24 protein-coding genes and 1 other annotated feature are annotated in these 22,513 nt (G+C 37.5%); of the genes, 4 read left to right on the top strand and 20 right to left on the bottom strand.

What is annotated here, in order from left to right; genetic code table 11:
* Window positions 1-437: 437 nt before the first annotated feature.
* The 3 genes from B9A22_RS23735 to B9A22_RS23725 all read right to left on the bottom strand — a co-directional run bounded on the left by B9A22_RS23735 (window position 438) and on the right by B9A22_RS23725 (window position 2,372).
* A complete protein-coding gene (locus B9A22_RS23735; protein WP_084578416.1) occupies window positions 438-866 on the bottom strand; it encodes a CGGC domain-containing protein in 429 nt (142 codons plus the stop codon).
* A gap of 664 nt (window positions 867-1,530) precedes the next feature.
* Complete coding sequence (locus B9A22_RS23730) at window positions 1,531-1,710, bottom strand: hypothetical protein (RefSeq protein WP_084578415.1); 180 nt, start codon at window positions 1,708-1,710, stop codon at window positions 1,531-1,533.
* Window positions 1,711-1,712: 2 nt separating this feature from the next.
* Window positions 1,713-2,372: a GGDEF domain-containing protein gene (locus B9A22_RS23725; protein WP_084578414.1), complete on the bottom strand. Its 660-nt coding sequence runs from the start codon at window positions 2,370-2,372 to the stop codon at window positions 1,713-1,715.
* 210 nt (window positions 2,373-2,582) lie between these two features.
* On the opposite strand from B9A22_RS23725, the gene B9A22_RS23720 reads away from it, so the two are divergent.
* Window positions 2,583-2,825 carry a helix-turn-helix domain-containing protein gene (locus B9A22_RS23720; RefSeq protein WP_084578413.1) on the top strand — a complete coding sequence of 81 codons (243 nt, stop codon included), beginning with the start codon at window positions 2,583-2,585 and terminating at the stop codon, window positions 2,823-2,825.
* Between the two features lie 249 nt (window positions 2,826-3,074).
* Here B9A22_RS23720 and B9A22_RS23715 read toward each other — a convergent pair whose 3' ends face one another.
* From B9A22_RS23715 to B9A22_RS23690, 6 genes are all read right to left on the bottom strand, one after another.
* A complete protein-coding gene (locus B9A22_RS23715; RefSeq protein WP_084578412.1) occupies window positions 3,075-4,622 on the bottom strand; it encodes an IS1182 family transposase in 1,548 nt (515 codons plus the stop codon).
* A gap of 81 nt (window positions 4,623-4,703) precedes the next feature.
* A complete protein-coding gene (locus B9A22_RS26635; protein ID WP_217806043.1) occupies window positions 4,704-4,901 on the bottom strand; it encodes a CGGC domain-containing protein in 198 nt (65 codons plus the stop codon).
* Between the two features lie 52 nt (window positions 4,902-4,953).
* A complete protein-coding gene (locus B9A22_RS23705) occupies window positions 4,954-5,694 on the bottom strand; it encodes a carbon-nitrogen hydrolase family protein (protein ID WP_084578411.1) in 741 nt (246 codons plus the stop codon).
* A 228-nt stretch (window positions 5,695-5,922) separates the two neighbouring features.
* A complete protein-coding gene (locus B9A22_RS23700) occupies window positions 5,923-6,576 on the bottom strand; it encodes a superoxide dismutase (RefSeq protein ID WP_084578410.1) in 654 nt (217 codons plus the stop codon).
* Window positions 6,577-6,814: 238 nt separating this feature from the next.
* Window positions 6,815-7,507 carry a DinB family protein gene (locus B9A22_RS23695; protein WP_084578409.1) on the bottom strand — a complete coding sequence of 231 codons (693 nt, stop codon included), beginning with the start codon at window positions 7,505-7,507 and terminating at the stop codon, window positions 6,815-6,817.
* Between the two features lie 344 nt (window positions 7,508-7,851).
* The gene (locus B9A22_RS23690; protein WP_084578408.1) at window positions 7,852-8,373 is read right to left on the bottom strand and encodes a DUF6933 domain-containing protein; all 522 of its coding nucleotides are present in this window, start codon (window positions 8,371-8,373) and stop codon (window positions 7,852-7,854) included.
* A 458-nt stretch (window positions 8,374-8,831) separates the two neighbouring features.
* Here B9A22_RS23690 and B9A22_RS25715 point away from each other — a divergent pair, with 458 nt between their 5' ends.
* From B9A22_RS25715 to B9A22_RS26630, 3 genes are read left to right on the top strand one after another with little or no spacing between them, the layout of a single operon-like run.
* Window positions 8,832-9,005 (top strand): hypothetical protein, encoded by a 174-nt coding sequence (locus tag B9A22_RS25715; protein WP_176215670.1) that lies wholly within the window; start codon window positions 8,832-8,834, stop codon window positions 9,003-9,005.
* Window positions 8,954-9,505: a hypothetical protein gene (locus B9A22_RS23685; protein WP_139796370.1), complete on the top strand. Its 552-nt coding sequence runs from the start codon at window positions 8,954-8,956 to the stop codon at window positions 9,503-9,505. Before B9A22_RS25715 ends, B9A22_RS23685 begins: the two co-directional genes overlap by 52 nt.
* A 25-nt stretch (window positions 9,506-9,530) precedes the next feature.
* On the top strand, window positions 9,531-9,758 hold the full coding sequence (locus tag B9A22_RS26630; protein ID WP_371361017.1) for a GNAT family N-acetyltransferase: 228 nt from the start codon (window positions 9,531-9,533) through the stop codon (window positions 9,756-9,758).
* Between the two features lie 586 nt (window positions 9,759-10,344).
* Here B9A22_RS26630 and thrS read toward each other — a convergent pair.
* From thrS to B9A22_RS23640, 11 genes are all read right to left on the bottom strand, one after another.
* Entirely contained in the window at window positions 10,345-12,288 is a 1,944-nt protein-coding gene (thrS, locus tag B9A22_RS23680) for a threonine--tRNA ligase (protein ID WP_084578406.1), read from the bottom strand.
* Window positions 12,289-12,341: 53 nt separating this feature from the next.
* Window positions 12,342-12,597, bottom strand: a binding site (T-box leader).
* Between the two features lie 611 nt (window positions 12,598-13,208).
* A complete protein-coding gene (locus tag B9A22_RS23675) occupies window positions 13,209-14,123 on the bottom strand; it encodes a LysR family transcriptional regulator (RefSeq protein ID WP_176215669.1) in 915 nt (304 codons plus the stop codon).
* A 181-nt stretch (window positions 14,124-14,304) separates the two neighbouring features.
* Window positions 14,305-14,634, bottom strand: a complete 330-nt coding sequence (locus B9A22_RS25710; protein ID WP_176215666.1) for a hypothetical protein — start codon at window positions 14,632-14,634, stop codon at window positions 14,305-14,307.
* A gap of 662 nt (window positions 14,635-15,296) precedes the next feature.
* Window positions 15,297-15,758, bottom strand: a complete 462-nt coding sequence (locus B9A22_RS23670; RefSeq protein ID WP_084578404.1) for a GyrI-like domain-containing protein — start codon at window positions 15,756-15,758, stop codon at window positions 15,297-15,299.
* A gap of 621 nt (window positions 15,759-16,379) precedes the next feature.
* Window positions 16,380-18,182: an ABC transporter substrate binding protein gene (locus B9A22_RS23665; RefSeq protein ID WP_084578403.1), complete on the bottom strand. Its 1,803-nt coding sequence runs from the start codon at window positions 18,180-18,182 to the stop codon at window positions 16,380-16,382.
* A 373-nt stretch (window positions 18,183-18,555) separates the two neighbouring features.
* Window positions 18,556-18,738 carry a DUF255 domain-containing protein gene (locus tag B9A22_RS23660; protein ID WP_217806042.1) on the bottom strand — a complete coding sequence of 61 codons (183 nt, stop codon included), beginning with the start codon at window positions 18,736-18,738 and terminating at the stop codon, window positions 18,556-18,558.
* Window positions 18,739-19,016: 278 nt separating this feature from the next.
* The gene (locus B9A22_RS23655; protein WP_084578402.1) at window positions 19,017-19,208 is read right to left on the bottom strand and encodes a hypothetical protein; all 192 of its coding nucleotides are present in this window, start codon (window positions 19,206-19,208) and stop codon (window positions 19,017-19,019) included.
* Between the two features lie 57 nt (window positions 19,209-19,265).
* Entirely contained in the window at window positions 19,266-20,585 is a 1,320-nt protein-coding gene (locus tag B9A22_RS23650) for a S41 family peptidase (RefSeq protein ID WP_176215668.1), read from the bottom strand.
* Between the two features lie 156 nt (window positions 20,586-20,741).
* Window positions 20,742-21,185 carry a GNAT family N-acetyltransferase gene (locus B9A22_RS23645; RefSeq protein WP_084578400.1) on the bottom strand — a complete coding sequence of 148 codons (444 nt, stop codon included), beginning with the start codon at window positions 21,183-21,185 and terminating at the stop codon, window positions 20,742-20,744.
* Window positions 21,186-21,303: 118 nt separating this feature from the next.
* A complete protein-coding gene (locus B9A22_RS25705) occupies window positions 21,304-21,501 on the bottom strand; it encodes a hypothetical protein (protein WP_176215667.1) in 198 nt (65 codons plus the stop codon).
* Window positions 21,502-21,807: 306 nt separating this feature from the next.
* On the bottom strand, window positions 21,808-22,308 hold the full coding sequence (locus B9A22_RS23640; protein ID WP_245824122.1) for an REP-associated tyrosine transposase: 501 nt from the start codon (window positions 22,306-22,308) through the stop codon (window positions 21,808-21,810).
* Between the last annotated feature and the right edge of the window lie 205 nt (window positions 22,309-22,513).

Here is a 22,513-nt window from a genome sequence, read left to right as displayed (position 1 = left end):
TGTTGTACAGGTTGGCGAAACTGCTGCGTAATAACAAAAATTTTTGGCTACATCAATACCAATAACTGGACGATTAGTTATCATAACGGGCCTCCAAGAAATATATTGAAGGATTATCCATTCCAATATCAAAGATTACAACCTTGCACGTGAAGCGGGAATAAGCTCCCAACCAGCTAAAACGTAAATTCTTTGGAAATGGATGAATCGTCTAATGTCATGGGTATAGAAAAATTCTTCCCTGGGACAGGGACATTCATATCCTTCTTCCTAATTATACATAAAACTGATTGTTCGGAGTTTTTCTGCCCCAGAATGGATAACCCTTCTGTACTACATCTTACAGGGGACGGGGTTATCGACATAAAATTGACTAAAGACTGAGATCATGTACGAAAGCCATAGGTGTCAGCAATTCCGTCCCATATATTTTGTAACTACTTTCCTTTTATAACCTCAACCATTGTTCGCTTAGGCTGACAGAATAATCCTTTAACACTTTCTCTAAATTGTTCATGCGTCACATGGGCTTCATGAGTTCCTATTATAACGTCAATAGTCGGAAATTGCTCTTTTATTAATGCCTGATACTTTGATTTGTAAGGACATAGAGCATCCATGCAATATGAAAAATGAATAGCATCAACCCGAAATTCTGCTAATGAACGAATTCTACTCAATAGTTTTTCTGGACCGGCTAAAGTTGGGCATCCTGCACAGTTGATAATACCAATTAAGTCAAGTGTTTGATCACTACTATACCTTTCAAATGCCCCTTTTCTCTTTCTTAAATCATGAAGGCAACTAACTGATGAGCACCCCGAATCCTGAGTTGCCGCAGAGCAAGTCAAAATGCCAATTCTCACTATTACACCCCTTTTCACGAACAACGCGACTCAATGCAACTGTTCCCCGAGTAAGTAGAAACTCTATTACGTATTTTGTAATATTTGCCACAAATGCACAAAGTTCCTGCCAAATTTATGCAAACTTGGCAGGAGTCTTTCTTTTTTGCCCTTATTCAATTTACTTATACAAAACTTCTAGCGTTACACCATTATCCATACGATTATAAACAATCCTATCAATCAACAATTTTAAACGCCCTATTTTGTTCGCTTGGATCAGTCGCACTAGTCCTTACTTCATTAAACAGGAATTCTACCCCAAACCTCCGTCATCGATTTGTCAGAAGTTCGGTTATATCATCTAGTCAGCTCATCTATCTATTATTGACGGACCATTTATTTTCCTCCTCTAAAACCTCACTTTTCTCACTCAGCGTAAGCCCCATGCTTCATAACCGATAATGTCTTTGGTCAAATTTTTATTTTACATGGACGTTGTCAAGGGGACGGGGTTATTGACATTATTTTCGACCACTCTTTCGAGCCTGCCTTGCATACAAACCACTCCAGACTAATATGAGCATCTTAGTTCCCAGGGACAATGTATCTGTCTCTCACATGTCCCCGCGTTTCCCAAGAGAGTTGACCCTCTGTACACGTGATTGAATCTGTTGTCATTACTTCAGACTTTTATAACATTTTGCTGCCGGAACAGCAAAAATTCTTTCAAAACTGTTTCGAGTTTTTGGGCAGTATCCGTTGTATCTTTTCCCGCTTTATTCAGCCGATCAAACTCATCAGATAATTTCTGAATTTTATCATATAGCTCAATCTCTTGTTTCTTGAAATCTGGATATTGCATATTCACAAGTCTGTTACCGTAATAACCGCATTTTTCTGTTCTTTAGCTTTATATAAAGCTTGATCGGCTTTTCTCAAAAGTTCTTCCAGATCCTGATTTCGTTCCAACAAGATAATCCCACTGCTTATCGTTAATTGATATGAAGAAAAAGTACTTTCAACTTTAAAACGAATTCTCTCCATGACTTCAAGAGCGTTTTTGAGGGATACCCCTGTAAAAATGATTACGAATTCATCTCCGCCCCAACGGATTACAATATCCTTGCTTCGGGTACTTTTTCTTAATATAGCTGCAATGCCGGACAATAGTACATCACCAATAGAGTGACCATACCTATCGTTGACATTTTTAAACCCGTCCACATCTATCATAGCGACGTACAACTGTTTGTTTCCACTAAATGCTCGTTCCCCTTGTTCATCCAGCGTTAAGTAGAAATATCGCCGGTTCCATAACCCAGTTAAATAATCGGTATGGGAATTGATACTTAGCTTTTCGATTAAACCACCAATAACAAATCCACCGACGGCAAATATTATTGTAGTTCCTACCCACAATAACCTTTCATCATCGACCCGGTAAATTGCTCCAAAATAATATCCAGTTAAACCTAACACTATTCCAGACATCGTGAGTATGAAACGTGCGAAATTGTAAAACACTTAGACATGCCCCCTCTACCGATTTCGAGACCTGGAAAGCTTGTAAGTTTTTCTACTTCCTTAAATCAATAAGTTACATGTTAGATTACTAATTTAGTATAACAATATTTCACTTATAGTGCAATAATATGCTAGAATTTTGTTTCACTATAAGTGAAATGACCAATATGTAAAAGATCTCTATAATTTATTGTAGAGGTGAAACTATTTATGAAATCCAGCAATGACGAACGTTATCGCCAAATTGCTAAGAAAATCGTTCATTATCGCATCAAAAAGGGACTTTCACAAGATGAATTAGCTGATAAAATTGGCATCAGCAAAAGTTACCTAAGTAAAATTGAAGCGCCTAATTCCACAAAAGCTTTTTCTCTTGATGTTTTATTTGCTATCGCGGATGGGTTAGAGGTTGATGTAATTAAGTTCTTTATTCCAATTGAAGAAAATAAATAACAGCGATATCTCCATTTTAAAGAGTGAGATATCGCTGTTATTTTCTTTATTACCAGGTAATACCAGATAGGTATTAGAATCCCCCAGAACCCTTACAAGCACTTGGAACAGGTATAATTAATATACCCTGTTCGTTGTTGCCAATGCTCCCCTAGCTTTCAAGACGAAACGTATAAGCTTTCACATCAGCACTTTGTTAAATAGGATACAAGGGGACGGTTCGAAACCACTGATATATCCCTGTTTTTTTTAGTATATCTGCATAAGTAGCATAGTCATTCTGCGATAGACTAGAAAATCAACGATTTGCCTTCCGGATTTATGACCACAAAAGGATATTAGTGCTGCTATCCTTTTAAGATTGACGGCTAAGGCCGTCAATTTGGCTTGTATTGACATGCTTTTTAGACCGTACCCTCGGGCACGGTCTAATCCGTGGAAACGCTTCATTTCCCCGTTTTTCCACTCATGGCTGGCTCGTTTTTTGTACTTGAGCTTGAACTGATTAGTCTTAGCAAATTGACTATGTTCATAATATTGAGCATTATGTTCACTGACGCCCAGTACTTTTTTCTTCACGTTCTTGCCAGCACATTCGAGCAGTTTGGGACACTGAGCACATTGCGATTTATCAAAATGATACTTATAAACATCATTTTTATTTTTGTATTTTTGGTGCACTTTCTTCCAGGTGTTGTTGCCCATTTCACAAAACCACTGATCGCTGTCTTTATTGTAAGTAAATCTACTTTCATCTATTTTGTAGACACAAAAGTTTACTGGAATGATGGCTTCCACCGAGTCTGTTTGTAAGGTATCTAAGATTGGTTTTCGAAAATAAGCTTTATCTCCATACACCTCTTTGATGGTCAATCCACATGCTTTACTTCGCGTATAAAGTTCATCAAATTTGCTGCCATCTACATATGCGCCGCTTTCAACTGACACCGCAGTAATAATCCTCGTTTTAGAGAGCATTGCAAATTCTACTTTATAACCGTAAAAGCTGTCTGTTTGAGACTTATACCCTACACGGGCATCTTTATCTACAAGCGAACGAATTCCCTTTTGTGCAATAAATTTAGGATCTTGTAATATTTCTTTTGCTTCGTTAACAGTTCTTTGGCTGTTGGGAAGAATGGAAAGATCTACATTGTTTTCGGCTTTACTAATCAGGTCTTCTACATATGTCTTCATAATTTGCTTCGCTTCGTTGTGATCCTCTATGAGCTTGTAGTTGGGTACTTCGCCAATGAGTTCAGAGGGGATTTCTCCGTTTTCTTCCTCAATAGCCCTTATGATTCTTCTAGCTAGGTGCTTCATGATTCTTTCCGGAACTTTTTTAATTGTATTGGCGTTGGTATGAGTGGCGTCAACGCTCAGGCCTGTATCTTTAACAATGCCTTTTTCTACACATTGCCGGACCACTTCCTGGATAATATCATCCACACTTGTATCTTTTAATCTATGTCTCCTAAACTTGGTAAGTAGACTGGCTTCTGGCAGATCATCTTCGGGATTTAGTCCCAAAAACCACATATAGGCTAAGTTTAGCCTGGCTTCTTCAATGACTTTGACATCTGATAAGTTATATAGATATTGCAAAATAAGTAACTTTGCTAGCATTTCAGGCTCCTTAGCAGGCCGCCCCAGGTGCTTACAATATGAATCTTTCAGCAAATCGTTAATGAACCTAAAATCAACATTGGCAGCGATAGTCTTCAAAATATGGTCGTTAGGAATTTTGTCATAGAGCACGCTAAATATACTTAATTGGTGCGGCACATGTCTAAGCAAAAGCAAATCCCTCCATTCCGGCAAATATCTATAGTTATATTTTACCATAATAGAGGGAACATTGTTTATTTATTGACTTTTTCAGTGGTTTCGAACCCTCCCTCTGTATCCTTTAGTTGGACATCCCGCACAGTTGATAATACCAATTAGATCAAGATTTTGCTCACTACTGTACCTTTCAAATGTCCCCTTTCTCTTTCTTAAATCATGAAGACAACTGACTGATGAGCACCCCAAATCCTGAGTTGCTGCAGAGCAAGTTAAAATGCCAATTCTCACTTTTACACACCCTTTTCTTAAACAACTTTTGCCGATGTTGCAGCCTAGTTTTTTACTTATCTTTTATAATCATTCCTCTCCAAATATCTTTATTTTTCTGCCCAATTACTAATCCAGTACTTTTAGCATCTAATCCAGTTATTAAGTCACCATTTTTAGACCACAATGCACTTTTCCCACCTGATTCAAGACCCCAAGATTCTCTACAATAATTTGATATTAATACATTCATCGAATACTTTTTTGCATAATTACTCAGTAAATTATACGCCTCTATCATTCCTTTTGGTGTAAAAAAGATACTTGCAATATAAATTGTGCAATTGGCCTTATTTGCCTTCTCTGCGTGCATAGGATTATCAATATCTGCACAAATTGCTAAAGAAATCCTTTCGTCGTCAAGTTTTATAATTGGATTATAGTCAAAACTTGCCGCGTAAAATTTCTCCTCTCCCGCATGAAGAAACTGCTTTGTATAAATCGATATAGAATTATCAGGGAATATAATGAAGGAACCAATATATAATCCGGAATCCATTATTATTGGCGCCCCTGCAATAATAATCATTTTGTTATCAACCGCCAACTCCCTTAATTTATCTAATCGAGAGTCGTTTTCTGTGAATGATAGTTTTTTAGCTGATTCTCTGACATATCCTGTAATCGACATTTCAGGAAATACAATTAGATTAGCTCCATTATCGGCAGCTAATCTAATTAGTCTATAATGATCATAAAGATTTCTATTAATATCCTTATTTTGGGGACTTGTTTGTGCAGATGCTATTATCATTAACTTATTCACCTACCTATTTCATATATGACAATGTTTTCTTAGACTCAAGAGGGGACTGTTATTCTAGTTATCTACTCCACTCTCATTTGTAATATTTCCCATGGAAAAATAAAATCCCTGCCAAAATCATACAAATTTTAGCAGGAGTTTCTCGTTTTTACTGACCTTATATGAGGCTAAATCCAGGTGCTCCAACCAGTAATATGAAAGATTCTGTTTATCTACTTAAAGAATTAACGGTAGTTTTCCTCGCATAGCCAAGGCCAGCCTATTTTCGACTTCGTTCCAATTAATTAACTTCAGAATGCTGCGAACATACTCTTCGCGGTTGTATTGATAATCCAAATAATAAGCATGTTCCCAAACGTCAAGAACTAATATGGGAATGGACCCCCACTGGGTAAGATTTTGGTGCTTCTCTGCAGTTATTATTTCCAGACTATTCCAGGAAGGATTCCACACTAAAATCCCCCATCCTGATGCCTCAACCTTGATCGTAGCAGCAACTAACTGGCCTATAAATGCATCAAAACTTCCAAAACGTCTGATAATTTCATTAAGGGTATTCCGGCCTGGTTCACCCCCAGATCCTCGAGGAGCCAATATCGTCCAATATATACTATGCAGTATATGACCAGAACCATTGAATGCCAATTCGTTTTCCCAGTATTTTACGAATGTATAATCATCTGACTCCCGTGCTCTCGCTAGTGCTACCTCAGCTTTGTTAAGGCTTTCTACATAAGCTTTATGATGATGATTGTGATGTATTCTAAGTGTATCTTCACTAATAATCGGTTCAAGTGCATCATAGGGATAAGGCAATGGGGGTAAGCGGTGTTTACCAATTGGAAGATGTTTACCTAAATTTTGGGGCACTTTCGTATCCTCCCGATAATTAATATCTACTATCAAGATATTAAAATTCTGGAGATTGGTTACGGAAAACTTAATAGATCCACATGTATAACATGAATCAAATCACTCTCCTATGCAAGGATGTTCTTACTCTCAATGATAGACGTGGGAGCGCCTTGTTTAGCAGCTTTGATCATCGCCCGCCCCAATATTCTGTCGTTGTAAAATACTGTGTTAATAACAATACAAGGGGACGGTTCTAATTGTATCCTATAGAATGACACTTCCTTTTAAGACGCATTGATTCATTAATATGTACCTTTTGATGACGAGTTAACGGCATTAATAAAATTCCCGCAACATTTTTTCTGCCCCAAAAATCAACTAACCAATGTGCACCATCAACATTTAAAACAGCCCTTTCATCTAAAACACGTCGTAGCCTAGCCGGTTCCATTTTTCTTTTTAAATCTGCAGGCTGAAAACTCCGAATAATTTCACGACTCTTTCTTCCTACAGCTATTCTATATTTACGCAATTCTTGCATATTGATTTTCAAACTTAAATCAATGATTTCTTCATCCGTCATAGAGTTGCCAGTATCACACACTTTTATATTCATTTTTTCCAGCCAGTTTTCTCTATTGATAACCTGTTTTTCATCAGCAACCAATATATTCATTGTTATATCCTCTATTCGTGTTAAATGCCATAAACTCCACGCGATAGTTTCGTCTTTTACAGTAGGCATGGTGCGAAATACCGTTTCATCTAGATCTTCCCATAGCTCATCCTCAAAAGTTACAGCATTTATTTGTGACATTTCGGACGAGTGAACCATTGCATGTTGATCTAAGCACAAATTAATAGCATCATCAAAATTATCTGGTTTTAACAGCATGCTTCTTAATAGTTTTTGTTGTAACTCCCATAAATCTTTTTGACTATCCATTTTTTATTCTTCTCCATTCACAACTGCAAAAGTAGTTTGTAGATCCTTTCGCCACATTACATTATTTTCCTGTTGAATCATTTAAGGATAGCTAATTTTTTGTTACTTTAATGTACATGGCACCAATGGCATGACAAAATGGAACAAAAACGGGACTCCTTGAATTTACTGACTTCATAGGCATTTTCATGTTCTAGAACATGCCATTAGATTGTTCCAGAACATGTCATTTGAGATTGCCGAGAATCCATATGATTCCTGGCTTTACGCCCTCATAATTTTGCTCCATAACATGCCATTTAACATTAATAGCATCCGTCAATAATTTGACTAATGGTGATTTATCATCGCTGTTCTGCTGTTCGCAAGTCAGTCAATGCCTTGCGTAAATTGTCTATAGGGTAGGTATACTTAAGGCTTCCCACTGGCACCACTCCGAGTTTTTTATTGAGATCCACCATACAAATCTCACTAGTTGGCAGATACTCCTCTATCCAGTGTGATGTCAAATATATCATATCATTCATTTGCGACATTACACTCCTGTCGTAGGTTTTGGTAAACACTACCTCGCTACAATAATCAATATATTTCTCTATTATCTCCTTTTGAAATCCTTCTGCTAGCAATGTCTGTTTAATGCATGATAAAGTAATGTTTCCAAATATCTTGAAGTGTTCCGCTTTTAATCCATACAATACAACGCAATATCTTGTCTGATTATTCATCATGACAACACCTTTACGCCTGTCAAAAACAAATAAGTTAGCATGCCATTCACATAATGGCTCACGACTATGTGGCGTAATATCAGGTAGTTTAATTTTCAAAACTTCCGATAGCTTTTTCGTACATGCCAAAAGCATGTTTCCTAGCCTCACTTTGCTATAAATTCGTAACTCAAAATCCAGTTAAATATATACTTTAGTTAAGACAACTAGTCAAACGATGCCTTTTTGGCCTGACTAAATATCCTATCTTTATTGTAAAGTTTTTTTGTTTCTTCCACTACAAATGAAAATCCTGCTAGTTAGAATCTTGTCAAATCCTACTTTGACTTCCAAGGTTTTGTCGAACTCATTGATAAATTATACTATTTATATTTATCATGATATAATAACATAAATGGGTTATACTTCCAACTAGGGTAATGTATATGATGTAATGTATATGAAAATGAACAATATAAGAATTACAACAAATACACGCTTATGTTAAAACATTTAAGAAATAATACTTGCTTAAACGGCAGACTGTATCTGTAGCTTTTTATTGTATACAAGATGAAGTAAACCCGTTAATTGGGTAATTGAGAGGTAAATACATGGATATTGAATTATTTAATGCTTCACATATCACCGATGCCGCAGAGTTGATATGTAAAAACTATTATGAGGAAGCATCACAGATTAACGCACTTCCCTTGCATGTCAATAGTACTATGGTATGCAATCTACTGGCGGATCTGGTAGAAATCAAACTGGCGTATGTGCAATAGAGAACGGAAATCTGGTTGGATTTCTAAGTGGATTTCCGATCGACAACTTCTTTGGTAACGCAAAAGGTATGTATTGCCCGCTGCACGCGCATGGAGCGATAAAAGAAAACAGGATTTCTATTTATCAGAGAATGTATCAGAAGGCGGCAGGTATCTGGGTAGAAAAGGATATATTTACACATGCAATAACACTTTTTGCATATGATTCGGAAACAGTTGATACTTTTTTCTGGCAGGGCTTCGGTCTCAGATGTGTCGATGCCATTGCTCTGGTAAAACCTATTACTGTAAACGGTGCTGAGAAATATTCGATTCACCGAATAAAGCCAAGTGAGGCAAATCGCATAAATTCACTTGAGCACAAACTGGTACTGCATATGAATTCATCTCCCATTTTTATGCCTGCATATAAAAATCTGACAGTTGAGCGGTTAGAAAAATGGCTTGCTGATTCAGGTAACTATATGTGGGCTGCATTTGATAATCAAACCTGCTGGTGAAAACTTTATAACAGAATCTTCAGATATGATGAACATCTGCGGGGCATATACCGAGGAAGATTACAGAGGAAGTGGAGTATCAGTCATACTTTTATCACACATTATGCAATGGCTCTTGGACAATGGATACAAACGCTGCGGTGTGGATTTTGAATCTCTTAATAATATTGGAAGTAGATTCTGGATGAAACATTTTAAGCCTTATACGTACAGTGTGGTTAGGCGCGTTGATGAAAGAATAAGTAGAAACTAACCTTAAGTAAAGTTTCACTCCACCTTTAACGGAAAAGGAAAACTTTCTGCATTTACATATTGAAAGGGAAAGACTTATTTTAAGAGAATTCAGTCACAATTTCCGAAAAATCGTTCACTACTTTTGCGAAACTCATACCTTACTTCCATTTTTAAAGTAAGCTATTTAACATTCTTATTTCCATTAATTAAATAACAATTTCGGTAAAAATTAGAGCCATAATTCGCCTAGAAGCAAAATATGGCTCCATTTTCGTTATTATCGGCATAATTACCTGCTAGACTTTAGCATTCACTATAATCTTAGTTACTTTAATGAACATGGCACCACTGGCATGTCAGAAATGGAACAAAAATTAGAACCTTGAATTTACTGGCTTCGCAGTCATTTTTCTCTTCCAGTACGTGCCATTAATTCGTTCCATGACATGCCATTACAATATCCCTCAAAGTCACAATTTATCTGGCTTTACGCACTCTTATATTCACTTCCATAACATGCCATGAAATAGTAATAGACATTAGTCAATAATTTGACCAATGTCTATTATAATGCGCGAGTCAGAAAACCATCCCCCGACTCAGTCTTACCTTTTATGCAATATCTCTTCTGCGATTAAAGTAAGAAACGCTTCAATATTCATTTTTTTGGTTTCACCGTTTTTCCGGTCTCTGACCGCAACCACATTTTCATTTTGTTCCTTATCCCCCAGTATAAGCATATATGGTATTTTCCCTAACTGGGCTTCACGAATTTTGTAACCAACTTTTTCACTCCGGTCGTCCAGTTCGACCCTTATATCTTCGCTTCTTAATACCTTCAGCACTTTATTTGCATACTCATGATTTCTCTCCGATATGGCTAATATCTTTACTTGAACAGGTGCAAGCCATACAGGAAAAGCACCCGTGTAATGTTCAATCAACGTTCCAACAAAACGTTCCATCGAACCAAGCAAAGTTCTATGCAGCATAATAGGTGTATGTTCTTTACCATCAGAACTGACATAGGTCATGCCAAACCGCTCAGGTAAATTCATGTCTAGTTGAATAGTTGTTCCCTGCCATTCGCGTCCCATAGCATCCACGGCCTTTAAATCAATTGCCGGGCCGTAAAATTTAGCACCACCAATGTCCTTTTTAAATTCAATTCCCCGATCGCTGAGAATCTTTTCAAGGGTGCTTTCTGCCAGTTGCCACACAGGTTCATTATCAATGAATTTCTCCTTATCCTGTGGATCACGCACAGAGAGATATACGTTTAGCTTGTCATAACCAAATGCCTTATTAATATCAAGTGCAAAGTCAAGAACATTATTTACCTCATCCACAAACTGATCTTCTGTACAAACAATATGGGCATCATCTTGAGTAAAACCACGTACACGCAACATACCGTGCAAAGCTCCTGATTTTTCAAAGCGGTAAACACTACCAAGTTCGCACCAGCGAATAGGCAGTTCTCTATAACTGCGTGGTCTGGTCTTATACATTCTCACGTGGAACGGACAGCTCATGGGCTTTACATAATAGTAGGTATTCTCTGTTTCATCCTTGGCTGCCATTTTCATTTTAGGATACATACCCTCAGCAAAATGATCCAAATGCCCTGAAGTTTCCCAGAGATTACTTTGTCCAATATGGGGAGTGTAGATATATTCATACCCACGCCTACGGTGTTCCTTACGCCAGTACAGTTCTATTTCCTCGCGCACAACAGAAAGTTTAGGGTGCCAAAGGATAAGCCCCTGACCGATATATTCATCAATGGAGAATAAATCAAGTTCTTTGCCAATTTTACGGTGGTCACGTTTTTTTGCTTCTTCCTGTGCAGCCAGGTAGGAGTCTAACTCCGACTGTTTAGTAAATGCTGTCCCATAAATACGTTGGAGCATTTTGTTATTGGAATCACCTCGCCAATAGGCGCCTGTGCAGGAAATAAGCTTCACGGCCTTTATCATACCCGTATAGGGTAAATGAGGCCCCGCACAAAGATCAACAAAATCCCCTTGTCGATAAAAAGTGATTGGCTGGCCATCAGGCAATTCCCTAATCAACTCTGCTTTGTACGGCTCATTAAGCCGCTCGGCAAACTGTACTGCCTCTGCCCGGTTAAGCGCAAACCGCTCCAGAGCTGAATTTTGTCTGATTATCCGCTTCATTTCGCTTTCTATTTTTCCTAAGTCATCTGATGAGAGGGGAACTTCTGAGTCAAAGTCATAGTAAAATCCGTTTTCGATTGCCGGTCCAATGGCAAGTTTTACCTGAGGGTAAAGATTTTTAATAGCTTGTGCAAGAACATGGGCAGCCGTATGGCGCAGCACCTTTTTACCTGCTTCATCGTTAAAGGTAACCACATGTAAAGAACAATCCGCGTTGACGGTGGTCGTTATATCCACCACCTTTCCGTTAATCTCAGCAGCAAGCGCTTCTTTTGCAAGTCCTGAACTGATTTGTTTAGCAATTTCAGCACAGGTGGTAGAGAACGGCACCTCTATTGAATTTCCGTTCTTAAGCTTTACACTAATCACCCTCAACACCTCTTTCTTTATTTTTATATAATAAAAGCTCTCACCCCTGAAAAATCAGGGGTGAGAGCTTTTTATTCACACGGTTCCACCCTGGTTATGCCCAATAGGAAACAATCCTTTGCACATCGCTTAAAACCTCGATAACGCAAGGTGTGCGGCTATGCTTAATTAAAAATGAAAAAACCATTTCCGTTCGCACGCAACTCAAGAGTGGTCTTCTCTATTAACTCCGAAAGGATGCTTTCAGCCGGTGACATCCAATCTCTGGTCGGATTCATTAACAGATACTCTCTCTATCACAGTTTTGATCTTATTAAATATGTGTTTCATTATAGTACAAAAAAATACCCTTTGTCAAATTTTTGCAGATTTATGTATCAAGGGGAGGATTCGTCGACAACCCCGTCCCCTGTAAGATACACTTTTGGCAGACCTGATAAGCAGACATATATCAATATTATATACCCCGCATTTTGCAAGGGTTATGGCCATTTTTCGCCGTTACCAAGGGTACGATTCTCTCCGACTAATCTTAAATGAACATATTACTTTAATGAACATGGCACCACTGTCATGTCAAAATGGAACAAAAATTGAACTCCTTGAATTTACTGGCTTCATAGGCATTTTCATGTTCTAGTACATGCCACTAATTTGTTCCATAACATGTCATTACAATAGCTGTCGAAGCCACACTTTCTCTAGCTTTGCGGCCTTATGAATTTACTCTATAACATGCCACTGAACATCAATAGACGTTAGGCAATAGATTTGACCAATGTCCTACCTAAGAGCTACTCAGAATCACCCTGAACCCCTAGAAGCACCCTTGAGTACCTAATAGGAATATATATTCCATGCTTCCCGTTACTAGCTACACGTATTTAAGTATTAAATAGTGAGTTCCTGTAAAATAACACTTATCGCCTGATTTTATTTTTGCTTTCCACGTCCCAATAAGAATTTCGCATCATGTTCAAAAAAGCGTTTAGAGTAGGTGATATCCATTTATCCTTATGATACAATACCTGCACAGCATAATTTGGAATAGGTTCATCCCATCCAATAGTGTATATTCGTCCTTCGTTTAATTCTTTTTCTACTGTAAACCGAGGTAGCATGGATATTCCTAGCCCGTGCATAATAAGTTGCTTAATTGTTTCAATACTACTGGCTTCGAGGATGGATTGCGGAATGATCCTCAAATCTTCGAAGATTTTTTGTATCGTCGACCGGTAGCTACAACCTGGTTCAGTGAGAATTACGCAAGTTTCAACTAAGTCACTCGTTTTGACTCTTTTTTTCTTAGCCAATGGGTGATTTGAAGCTGCCAAAAATAGCATTTGTTCTCTGGAGATATCCTCTACAATAATATCTTTTTCCCAAACCTTATTATTGATAATGACTCCAACGTCTATTTTATTTTGCCGAATATCGTCGCAAATTGCATCACAATTTACAAACTTTAGGATAATCTCCACTTCCATATAAACCCTTCTATACTCTTGCAGCAATTCAGGTAAACGGTAGGTACCTAATGATTCATTTGTCCCAATCGTCAATGTGCCTTGAGGAATATCGGGATTTGCTACAATTTTTGTCATCTCAGAAGTAAGCTTGATTACCTGCTCAGCATAAGGCAGTAAGGATTTTCCCTGGTCAGTAAGTATCACCCGATGCCCTAGCCGTTCAAATAATCTCACACCCATCTCATTTTCGAAAATCCGTATGTGGTTTGTTATGGTTGATTGAGCATATCCCAACTTGTCTGCCGCCTGCACAAAGCTTCCAAGTTTTGCGATAGTGGCAAATGTTTTTAGCTGACGAAGCTCCATTGTCATTCTCCAATTCATCTTTATCGAACGATATGTTCTGTTTCTTCAATTTTACCATTTATTACTTCTATGATAAGATGAATCACAAATTCCATATGAAATTAGTATGATTAGCTGATGAAAACCAAAAAAGTGTTGCTTTTATTGTCCAATGGTTTTGAAGCCTATGAAGCTAGTGTTTTTACTGATGTACTGGGCTGGAACAAGTGGAGGGAGATAGTAAATAAAACAATTGGATATATGGAATACGGCGATTGGCGATCACTTGTTTGATAAAATATAAGGAGTGATAAAGACCATAAGTGAAAGAAGAGAAGATAGCCAAAGGATAGGTGGTTTCCCGAAAGTACCACCACCCATTTGCAACCCCCACTTCGCTTACGATTACACTTAAAAATGTGGTAAATAATCCGGCAGGCATAAAACGTTTAACATCTTTTCTCGGCATAAGAAAAAGGCTTAACCAAGGTATAATTATCGTGCTCCACAAAATCGCTTGATTACTCATCATCAGATCCCCCAAACAGCATTGCTATACCCTATCATGCCCCCCATTGCCGCTCCCTATCCCGCTAATTCTACAAAGCATTTTGCTTCCCTCGGCACCCCTGGAAGCAAATCAAAAACCAACTTGCTAAAAGTTGGTAAGAAGATCAAATACCTTCGCTGATACTGGTCAGGCACTTTTGTTTTCTAATAGCAAAGATGTTACTTTAATGAACATGGCACCACTGTCATGACAAAATGGAACAAAAACGAGACTCCTTGAATTTACTGGATTTGTCGGCATTCTCATGTTCCAGTACGTGCCATTAAATTGTTCCAGAACATGTCATTTCTATATCTATCAAAGCCACAGTTTATATGGCTTCGCACACCCATGAATTTATTTCCATAACATGTGACGAAACATTAAATAAACCTTAGTCAATGAATTTGACCAAGGTTTATTTAACGTGAAGCAGATTCACCCTGAACCTTTTTAAACACCCGAAATAGTATCTTCAATATGAATATATTAACTAGAAATATGAAGCACTCGACGGTACGAAAAGTGTCCTGATATATTGCTGATTTGTATGGCTGAGGTAATTCGAAATTAACCCTTGCCCATATAACACCATCTTTTTACAATTGCCGTTGATATGGTTCTCTATGCACTTTATTGGCAAACTATTTTATACCAAATTGAATTTCAATGATGTTATCTTGAGATTCAGGCGAAACCCATTTGTGATAAACCTCTCGACTTTCTCCCGTGAAGTTTCTTCCTGATTTTATTATTGAGTCAACCAAGGGGCTATATCCCTTTCCACCAAAGTTCTCTTCTGAAAGATCTCCTTGATAAGTTATAAAAGCGCATTCAATTTCCTGCAATGTTTTAATTTGAAAAATACCTTTATAGTTTTCTATATTCTCGACTGGAACACAATACTCATGCTTAAAGCGTGTATCATAATTCCCATCACGTCCATAAGAAACGAAAGTCCAAGGCCCAACAATACTGAGCTTGTACTTATCTATTTCTTCAATAATATTAGTACATAGTTTTTCACCGCGTTCCCCAATTTCTTGGACCGTCAGATATTCAGTAGCACATAGAACTTGAGTAGATTTAGTTATTTTTGTCTCCATATGTCCTCCCACTACCATTAAATAAGGCCCGAAAGCAAAACTATCAGCTCTTCAAAACTGCCTCGTCCGATATTACAACACCACAACTTACTTTTTCAGTAAATTATGGATTTAATTCTCTTGCGATAATAGTGTTTCCTGCTATATTCTTACATGATATAAATTTAAAAATTCGCTGTTAGAGGAATTACGAGTGAAAAATACACCCAGCTGAGCTTAAACAAAATGTTACTTTAATGAACTTGGCACCACTGTCGTGACAAAATGGAACAAAAATTAGACCCTTGAATTTACTGGCTTCATAGACATTTTCTTGTTCTAGTACATGCCATTAAGTCGTTCCATAACGCGCCATTAATATACCTGTAGAGGCTATAATCTGTCTGGCTTTGCGGCCTCATAAATTCACTCCATAACATGCCATGAGGTATAAAGGGAACTTAAACTAGACATTGGTCAAATTGTTGTCCAATGTCTTCTAAGCTCCGAATCGGACTAACTAACCTCTTGAAAACCTGAACAGTAATTTAATAGGATAAGCTGCAGTTTACTATTATCTAAGCATGGTGGAAATGATCATGGCTCGGTAAATCCACCTCGTTTAACTAATGTAAAAGTCATCTACGATGGCCCCGAAATCTCTATGTTAGATATACCCTCGAAAGATACTACACAATTTCTGCCTGATCGTTTACCTTGGTACAAGGCAATGTCCGCTTTCCGAATAATACTCCCAATAGTATCTTCGCGCCCAATAACAGAAACACCTGCTGTCAATGTTACCGACAAAGCTTCTCCTTTACAAAAGCACTTGTGCTCTTCCACTGTCTTTCTGATGCGTTCCGCCAGTCCTACTGCATTTTCCGCATTTGTCGCTGGTAACAGCAGGAGGAATTCCTCGCCTCCCCATCGGGCAACTATATCGTACGCCCTAACAGATTTTCGGAGATATTCAGTTACTGACTTCAATACGCAGTCTCCAACATCATGCCCATACATGTCATTAACCTTTTTGAAAAAATCAATGTCGGCCATTATCAATGCAAACCTCGAACCGGTTCTTTGATATTGTTCATACTCTTCCTGAATCCTCTCCTCCATATGCCGCCGGTTATAAAGACCGGTCAAACTATCCGTTCTTGAAGTCAAATCCAGTTGCTGATTCAATGCCTCTAACAGTTCTTGGGCTATCGTCAGCTGATTATTTGCATCCTGTAATTCCTGGGTCCTATCAAAAACTCTTTTTTCCAACGTCATATTTAACTGGATTAATTCGCTTTCCGCTCTTTTTCGTCTGCTCCGATTGACTAGAAGACCTAACGCAAGCGCGGTTTCCAACAATAACAGGGCAATGCCGCCAATAATATAACCCTTATACAACTCCCACGCACTGTATTCCCTGTATTCGATCCTACTGCCTGGCGGCAGCTTTTCTTCATCTATTCCCCATCGTTTCAACTCCCGCCAATCAAATACATATTCGCTGACTTGAACATTTGTCACCGAAATATCGGACGGCTTTTTCCCTTTCAGAATATCTAATCCCACTTCGGCAACATTTTTTCCTGAAATTCCGTAGTTATAAACGTAGCCTCCGAGTATTCCGCTTCCAAGAAGATGCGCAGCTTCTCCGTATACCGGAGCTTTACTGTAGCGACATATCGCCTGTAAAACTTGAACTGGAATGAATCTCTTACCCTCCACATCTACATTCCAACGTACGAACAAAATTGCCGATCTATCACTACTATTTCTTATATGTTCCACCATCTGGTCATACGATAATTTATTCAGGCAAACGAACTGCACCTTGTCAGCATACTTATCTGTCACCTGCTGTAGTCGTTCCACAAGTTCTCTCTCCACCTCAGAATCACCAACTACAATGTGAATTTTTTGGATAAACGGTCTAGTTCGTAGAATAAGTTGGATATTTTTATCAGCTTGTACTGTCTCATCAAAACCATCTGGAATTGCAACAAAATCTGCAGATATATTCTCTATTGGCACATTACTCTCTTTCGATACCACCAGGATCGGCACGCCAGGAAATATATCTATGCCGTATTTTTGTAGAAAAGGAGCCAATATGCTTGACGTAATGATCATTTCTGGGAGCCGGTTTGAGTATTTCGCTTGAAAATAATGCGCTGTCTCAGCTAAATAGTCTTCACTATTCTCAAAACGCGCCAGATCAAGATATTCGTAGGAATAATTTATTTTGTACTGATAATCTTGCTGAAACCTGCTTTTCAGTCCCTTGTTAAACGCCTCGTGCACAGGATAGTCCTGGGTAAAGGCATGCATAATCAGTATGTTTTTTTCAGTCGGGCTTACCGCAAGACAAGGCAACACAGGAAAGACAATTATGGAAAAGAGGATAAGAATGGACAGGCTAATTATTGCGAGTGATCTATTTAACATTATGGTGATTCCTCCATTTACCGGGTGTTCCAAAAACTAACTCCGCTCATAATAATTTTTACATTTTGGTCATGTTTCTACTTTACAAGCAATCCAAAATTTAACACGTTGTTTTGACACACAAAAACGCCGAGTATTTAGTTTTTTGTAAAAAAAAGTGATCTTAGTTATAATTTCATTATTGATTCCTAAAGTCCTGCCTTCTAAACAAGCAGTTTACTTGAGACATCAAAACTGGTAAATCCCATCAAATAAAAATAACACCTCCGTTAGGGGTGCTAATTAATCAGTATTCTACAAGAATTGAGACCATTTTTCGTCTTTACCGATGATACTATTCTCCCCCGACTAATCTTAAGCCGAACATGTTACTTTAATGTACATGGCACCAATGGCACGTACTATAGCCGCAACTAAAAAATATCGGTTTGTCTTCTTCTCTCGCTTTCGCAAACGCTTCTTCGCCCCAGGGATACCAGTCTATTGTGTTGTGTGCGTGTTGCAGTAAATATGGACTTTTTTCATTAGCTAGGTGGTTAACGTGCTTGGTAGACATTAGCGTCACCTCATTTTTATAGCTACTCTTTAGGATTTGCTTGGTGAAGGGTTTACATACGTTATGTAATTGATAGTTGTTATTTGTTAGGTGTTGTTTTTATTTTAGTTGGTATGTTGTTGTAATGTCAAGAGAAAGAAAAGCCAACCAGCAATATCGAGAATACTGGTTGGAATCTATTTTTGATATGATTATTTCTTCGAAAGATAGTTAATTTAGAGAAGGTTAAGCGCACAGCATATTGTTGTCAATAACTCCGTCCCTTGTCACCTATCATACTATTTATCAAATATCTCTGGTCTTTCCGCAACTAATTCAATATGCCCACATTTCGGACAAACATATGTAACGACACCACAAACTTTAGCACCAAAACCTTTTTTAATTTCTTCTACTAAAACGTAGCCGCCATTTGCGCTTAATAAAGCATTTTTCATTTCCACATTACAGTTTGTACAGTTTCTTTGCATATAAAATCTGCTCCTTTACACCGTAATAGTACTTAATTAATGTGTACTAAACAAAGATTAACACGCTTTCCTCTTCGACTCCTTCGCAAGAGCGATAATATCAAAATGTTGAGCTTTTATAATTTTCAATAACTCCTGTATAGCTATATCATTTTCATATGTATCTCCTATATGTGAAGGAATTATAATATCCGGTTGAGTACACTTTTCTTCATTAGATGACCCGTCTGGATTTAGCCCCAACCCAACAGGAAAACGAACTATATAACCACTATTAGGCAGCGCTATTATTGGCATATCAATTGGGGCACCAATTCCATCTCCACCAGTTCTTTCACCTACAACAGTAGCAAATTTAGTCGATTTTGCAAAAGATGCAAAGGTATCTGCGGCAGAGTAAGATTGTCTATCTACCAATAAATATATTTTACCGGTAAAACCTATTACATTCTGAGGCAAAACGCTAATTACATTTTTACAAAAATATTTAAAATCGCTAGTAACTTCCGGTGGAAAATATTCAAGCGTAGATTGACTGAGTTCATCAATATTGTGTAGTTTCACCTCACCTGCATCAATAAAAGGTTCAAGATATCTTCCGCCTCTAAGAAATCCATAATATTCAGCGCGTAGTTCGGTGGATGTTAACGGAGCCACAATATTTTGCTGCCAATATTGAAGGGCGCCACCACCATTTCCTCTCACATCGATAATAAGTACAGAATAGTTCTTAATTTGCTTTAAGAAAGCAGCAATCGGAATCCTATCATTTTCATAATTATTATTAAGTGAATTAAATGTAAAAAATCTAATATATGCTATTTTGTTTTGTTCAAGAATATCGGTTTTAAAGCATGATTTATTCATAACTATGCTGCCATTGTCCCCAGATATTTTATTTATGGTTTTATCTGACCAAACTTTATATCGACTAGTAACTTCCGGCTTATGTAAAACGTTTAACCAAGGCTGAGCATAATCCCCCAGTCTATTAAATATTACGCAATTTTGAGTATAGCCTTCCGGTCCGAGAATACACGTATGTTTATTTTCCAATTCTACCAAAATGCCGCTCATTGTTTGCTGAAATTCTGCATCATTCTTGGTATTTCTAATTCTATTCTTATACTCATCCTTTTTCCCAAGCCAATCGATATGATATGCACGCTTTTTAACTGCAAACAGAGGAAAATTATCTTTAAATATATCGTACATATATTCAAAATCGGCTATCTTTTCTTCCATTGTTAGCTGTAAGGTTTTATTTGGGTTTTCATTGTTTTCAGTTGGTATCTCTGTGGCATGTGCTGTACTAAAAAAAAACAATGTGATCAAGGTCACCATTACTAAGTATCCGATATGTAGTCTATTTTTCATGAACATCCTCCCAAAGATACAGTCTTACGGTTCTACTGTTTCCTAATGTCATGTCACGTGGGCGGGGTTGTTGACATTCTATTAATGCTTCTCTAACACTATAACTGGAATATGGGGACAAGAAAATAAATTATTGGCTTTAATAATCTTCATATTTTATAATTCTTTTTTAAGATAAATCATATCCACAAGCTGCACGCCGCATTCGAAAATAGGGTGATCATAATTGTCCGTAAAGAAATTCTTGACTCGGTGAGATTGTATAAATCCGCAAGACATATAAAACGAAATAATGACAGGGCTTTCCCCAGTGCCAACAAACATAACTTGATATTTTCCTTTATAATAGTCAGAAATATAGTTTACAAGATACTTACCGTAACCTTGACCCTGATATTGTCTATAAGTGGCTATATTTTTTAGTTCGCAAATACCATTAGGTTCACATACTACCACACAGACACTCTTTAAGTCACCATCATATAGAGCAAACATATCCCCGTGGTCTAAGTACCTATCAATCATGTCTTCTTGTTCATCTGCCAATAATAGTAAATCAAGAAATTGTTTCTTATCAATTTCAATCTTTTTAATTTTCATTCTAACCTCACCAGTGTAATATTTTTCCTATTTTTTATTTTCCGGCTGAAACTACAAAACTCCTGCCAAATTCATACAAAATTTAGCAGGAGTTTCTCCTTTTACTGACATTATTCAATTATTTATATAAAACATCCAGCCTCAAACCGTCCCATTTATTATCTTTGGCAAGTCTAGCGTAATAAGCCTTAGCCTGACTTATAGTTTCATAATGCCGAATTAGACCAATAGACCAATCAGGAGTTATAGAAATTAGTCTTTTTGTTAAGTTTATAACTTTTTGACTTGGAAGGGGAGCATCCTCAAAAACTGCCAACGTATAGTAATTGTAACCCTTCTTAGTTCTGCGGTTAAATAAAACAATCTCATTTATTTCACACCGATTGTAGAAACCTAAGGGGTCACGTCGAGCGGTCACGGGGACGGGGTTGCTGACACCTTTTTCACGCTTTTAAAATAATACCTCTATTAGTGCCAGTAAGTCTTTCGATTTGCCGAATCGATACCTTCTTTATTGTTAATCTGGCTTCTTCGTCCCTAATGCGCTGTTTGCCTTGATTGTCAATTATCTAAACATTCATCCTCACATATATCATTAGTGTATTCTATAAACTTTTGTTTTTCATTTTTGTTTTTCGTCTCTCATCATTTCAAGTAGAAATTTTACATTTACTATGTTTTCTTGGTCAATATATTCGTGAAAACTGCTCCATTTATATTCGTCAACGCGTTTTCCAAGTCCCTCTTTGACTGGATTCTGATGAATATATCTTTGTACTATTTGAAAATATTGATCGTCTTCTACTGGTTCACTTTTAAATCGGTCTTGAAATAAATTGCCTACTCTCTGATATTTATTATTATACCAATACACATAACTTCCACATAGTCGGCGCATTACTTGTTCTAAAGGCTCAATTCCTATCTTCATCAACAGATGTACATGATTTCCCATCAAACAATATGCATAGACTTCATAGCCGCTTTTTTCTTTATATCGCTGCAGTACCTCAAGGAATTGGGCACAATCTTCTTCGTCTTCAAAGATAGTCTGTCGGTTTATTCCTCGCATAATTATATGGTAAATTCCGCTTTCACTTTTCTTTCTGGCTGTTCTTGGCATTATTTCACCCCCAGCTTTATCTTATTGCTTAGGTTACTCCAGTGTCAATAACCCCGTCCCCTGTAAGATGTAGTACAGAAGGGTTATCCATTCTGGGGCAGAAAAACTCCGAACAATCAGTTTTATGTATAATTAGGAAGAAGGATATGAATGTCCCTGTCCCAGGGAAGAATTTTTCTATACCCATGACATTAGACGATTCATC

It is taken from the genome of Sporomusa malonica (genome assembly GCF_900176355.1).
Lineage (GTDB): Bacteria > Bacillota > Negativicutes > Sporomusales > Sporomusaceae > Sporomusa > Sporomusa malonica.
The sequence above is the reverse complement of the archived record's forward strand: the minus strand, read 5'-3'. Positions and strand labels throughout refer to the sequence as shown.

Bases quoted from the DNA above. Each gene is read 5' to 3' on its own strand.
- B9A22_RS23655 (WP_084578402.1), bottom strand. From the start codon at position 19,208: ATGCAAAGAAACTGTACAAACTGTAATGTGGAAATGAAAAATGCTTTA.
- B9A22_RS23640 (WP_245824122.1), bottom strand. From the start codon at position 22,308: ATGCCAAGAACAGCCAGAAAGAAAAGTGAAAGCGGAATTTACCATATA.
- B9A22_RS23660 (WP_217806042.1), bottom strand. From the start codon at position 18,738: ATGTCTACCAAGCACGTTAACCACCTAGCTAATGAAAAAAGTCCATAT.
- B9A22_RS26630 (WP_371361017.1), top strand. From the start codon at position 9,531: ATGATGAACATCTGCGGGGCATATACCGAGGAAGATTACAGAGGAAGT.
- B9A22_RS23685 (WP_139796370.1), top strand. From the start codon at position 8,954: ATGCAATCTACTGGCGGATCTGGTAGAAATCAAACTGGCGTATGTGCA.
- B9A22_RS23695 (WP_084578409.1), bottom strand. From the start codon at position 7,507: ATGGATAGTCAAAAAGATTTATGGGAGTTACAACAAAAACTATTAAGA.
- B9A22_RS23720 (WP_084578413.1), top strand. From the start codon at position 2,583: ATGAAATCCAGCAATGACGAACGTTATCGCCAAATTGCTAAGAAAATC.
- B9A22_RS23675 (WP_176215669.1), bottom strand. From the start codon at position 14,123: ATGGAGCTTCGTCAGCTAAAAACATTTGCCACTATCGCAAAACTTGGA.
- B9A22_RS23665 (WP_084578403.1), bottom strand. From the start codon at position 18,182: ATGTTAAATAGATCACTCGCAATAATTAGCCTGTCCATTCTTATCCTC.
- B9A22_RS23650 (WP_176215668.1), bottom strand. From the start codon at position 20,585: ATGAAAAATAGACTACATATCGGATACTTAGTAATGGTGACCTTGATC.
- B9A22_RS25710 (WP_176215666.1), bottom strand. From the start codon at position 14,634: ATGATGAGTAATCAAGCGATTTTGTGGAGCACGATAATTATACCTTGG.
- B9A22_RS23690 (WP_084578408.1), bottom strand. From the start codon at position 8,373: ATGCTTTTGGCATGTACGAAAAAGCTATCGGAAGTTTTGAAAATTAAA.
- B9A22_RS23730 (WP_084578415.1), bottom strand. From the start codon at position 1,710: ATGCAATATCCAGATTTCAAGAAACAAGAGATTGAGCTATATGATAAA.
- B9A22_RS25715 (WP_176215670.1), top strand. From the start codon at position 8,832: ATGGATATTGAATTATTTAATGCTTCACATATCACCGATGCCGCAGAG.
- B9A22_RS23705 (WP_084578411.1), bottom strand. From the start codon at position 5,694: ATGATAATAGCATCTGCACAAACAAGTCCCCAAAATAAGGATATTAAT.
- B9A22_RS23670 (WP_084578404.1), bottom strand. From the start codon at position 15,758: ATGGAGACAAAAATAACTAAATCTACTCAAGTTCTATGTGCTACTGAA.
- B9A22_RS23645 (WP_084578400.1), bottom strand. From the start codon at position 21,185: ATGAAAATTAAAAAGATTGAAATTGATAAGAAACAATTTCTTGATTTA.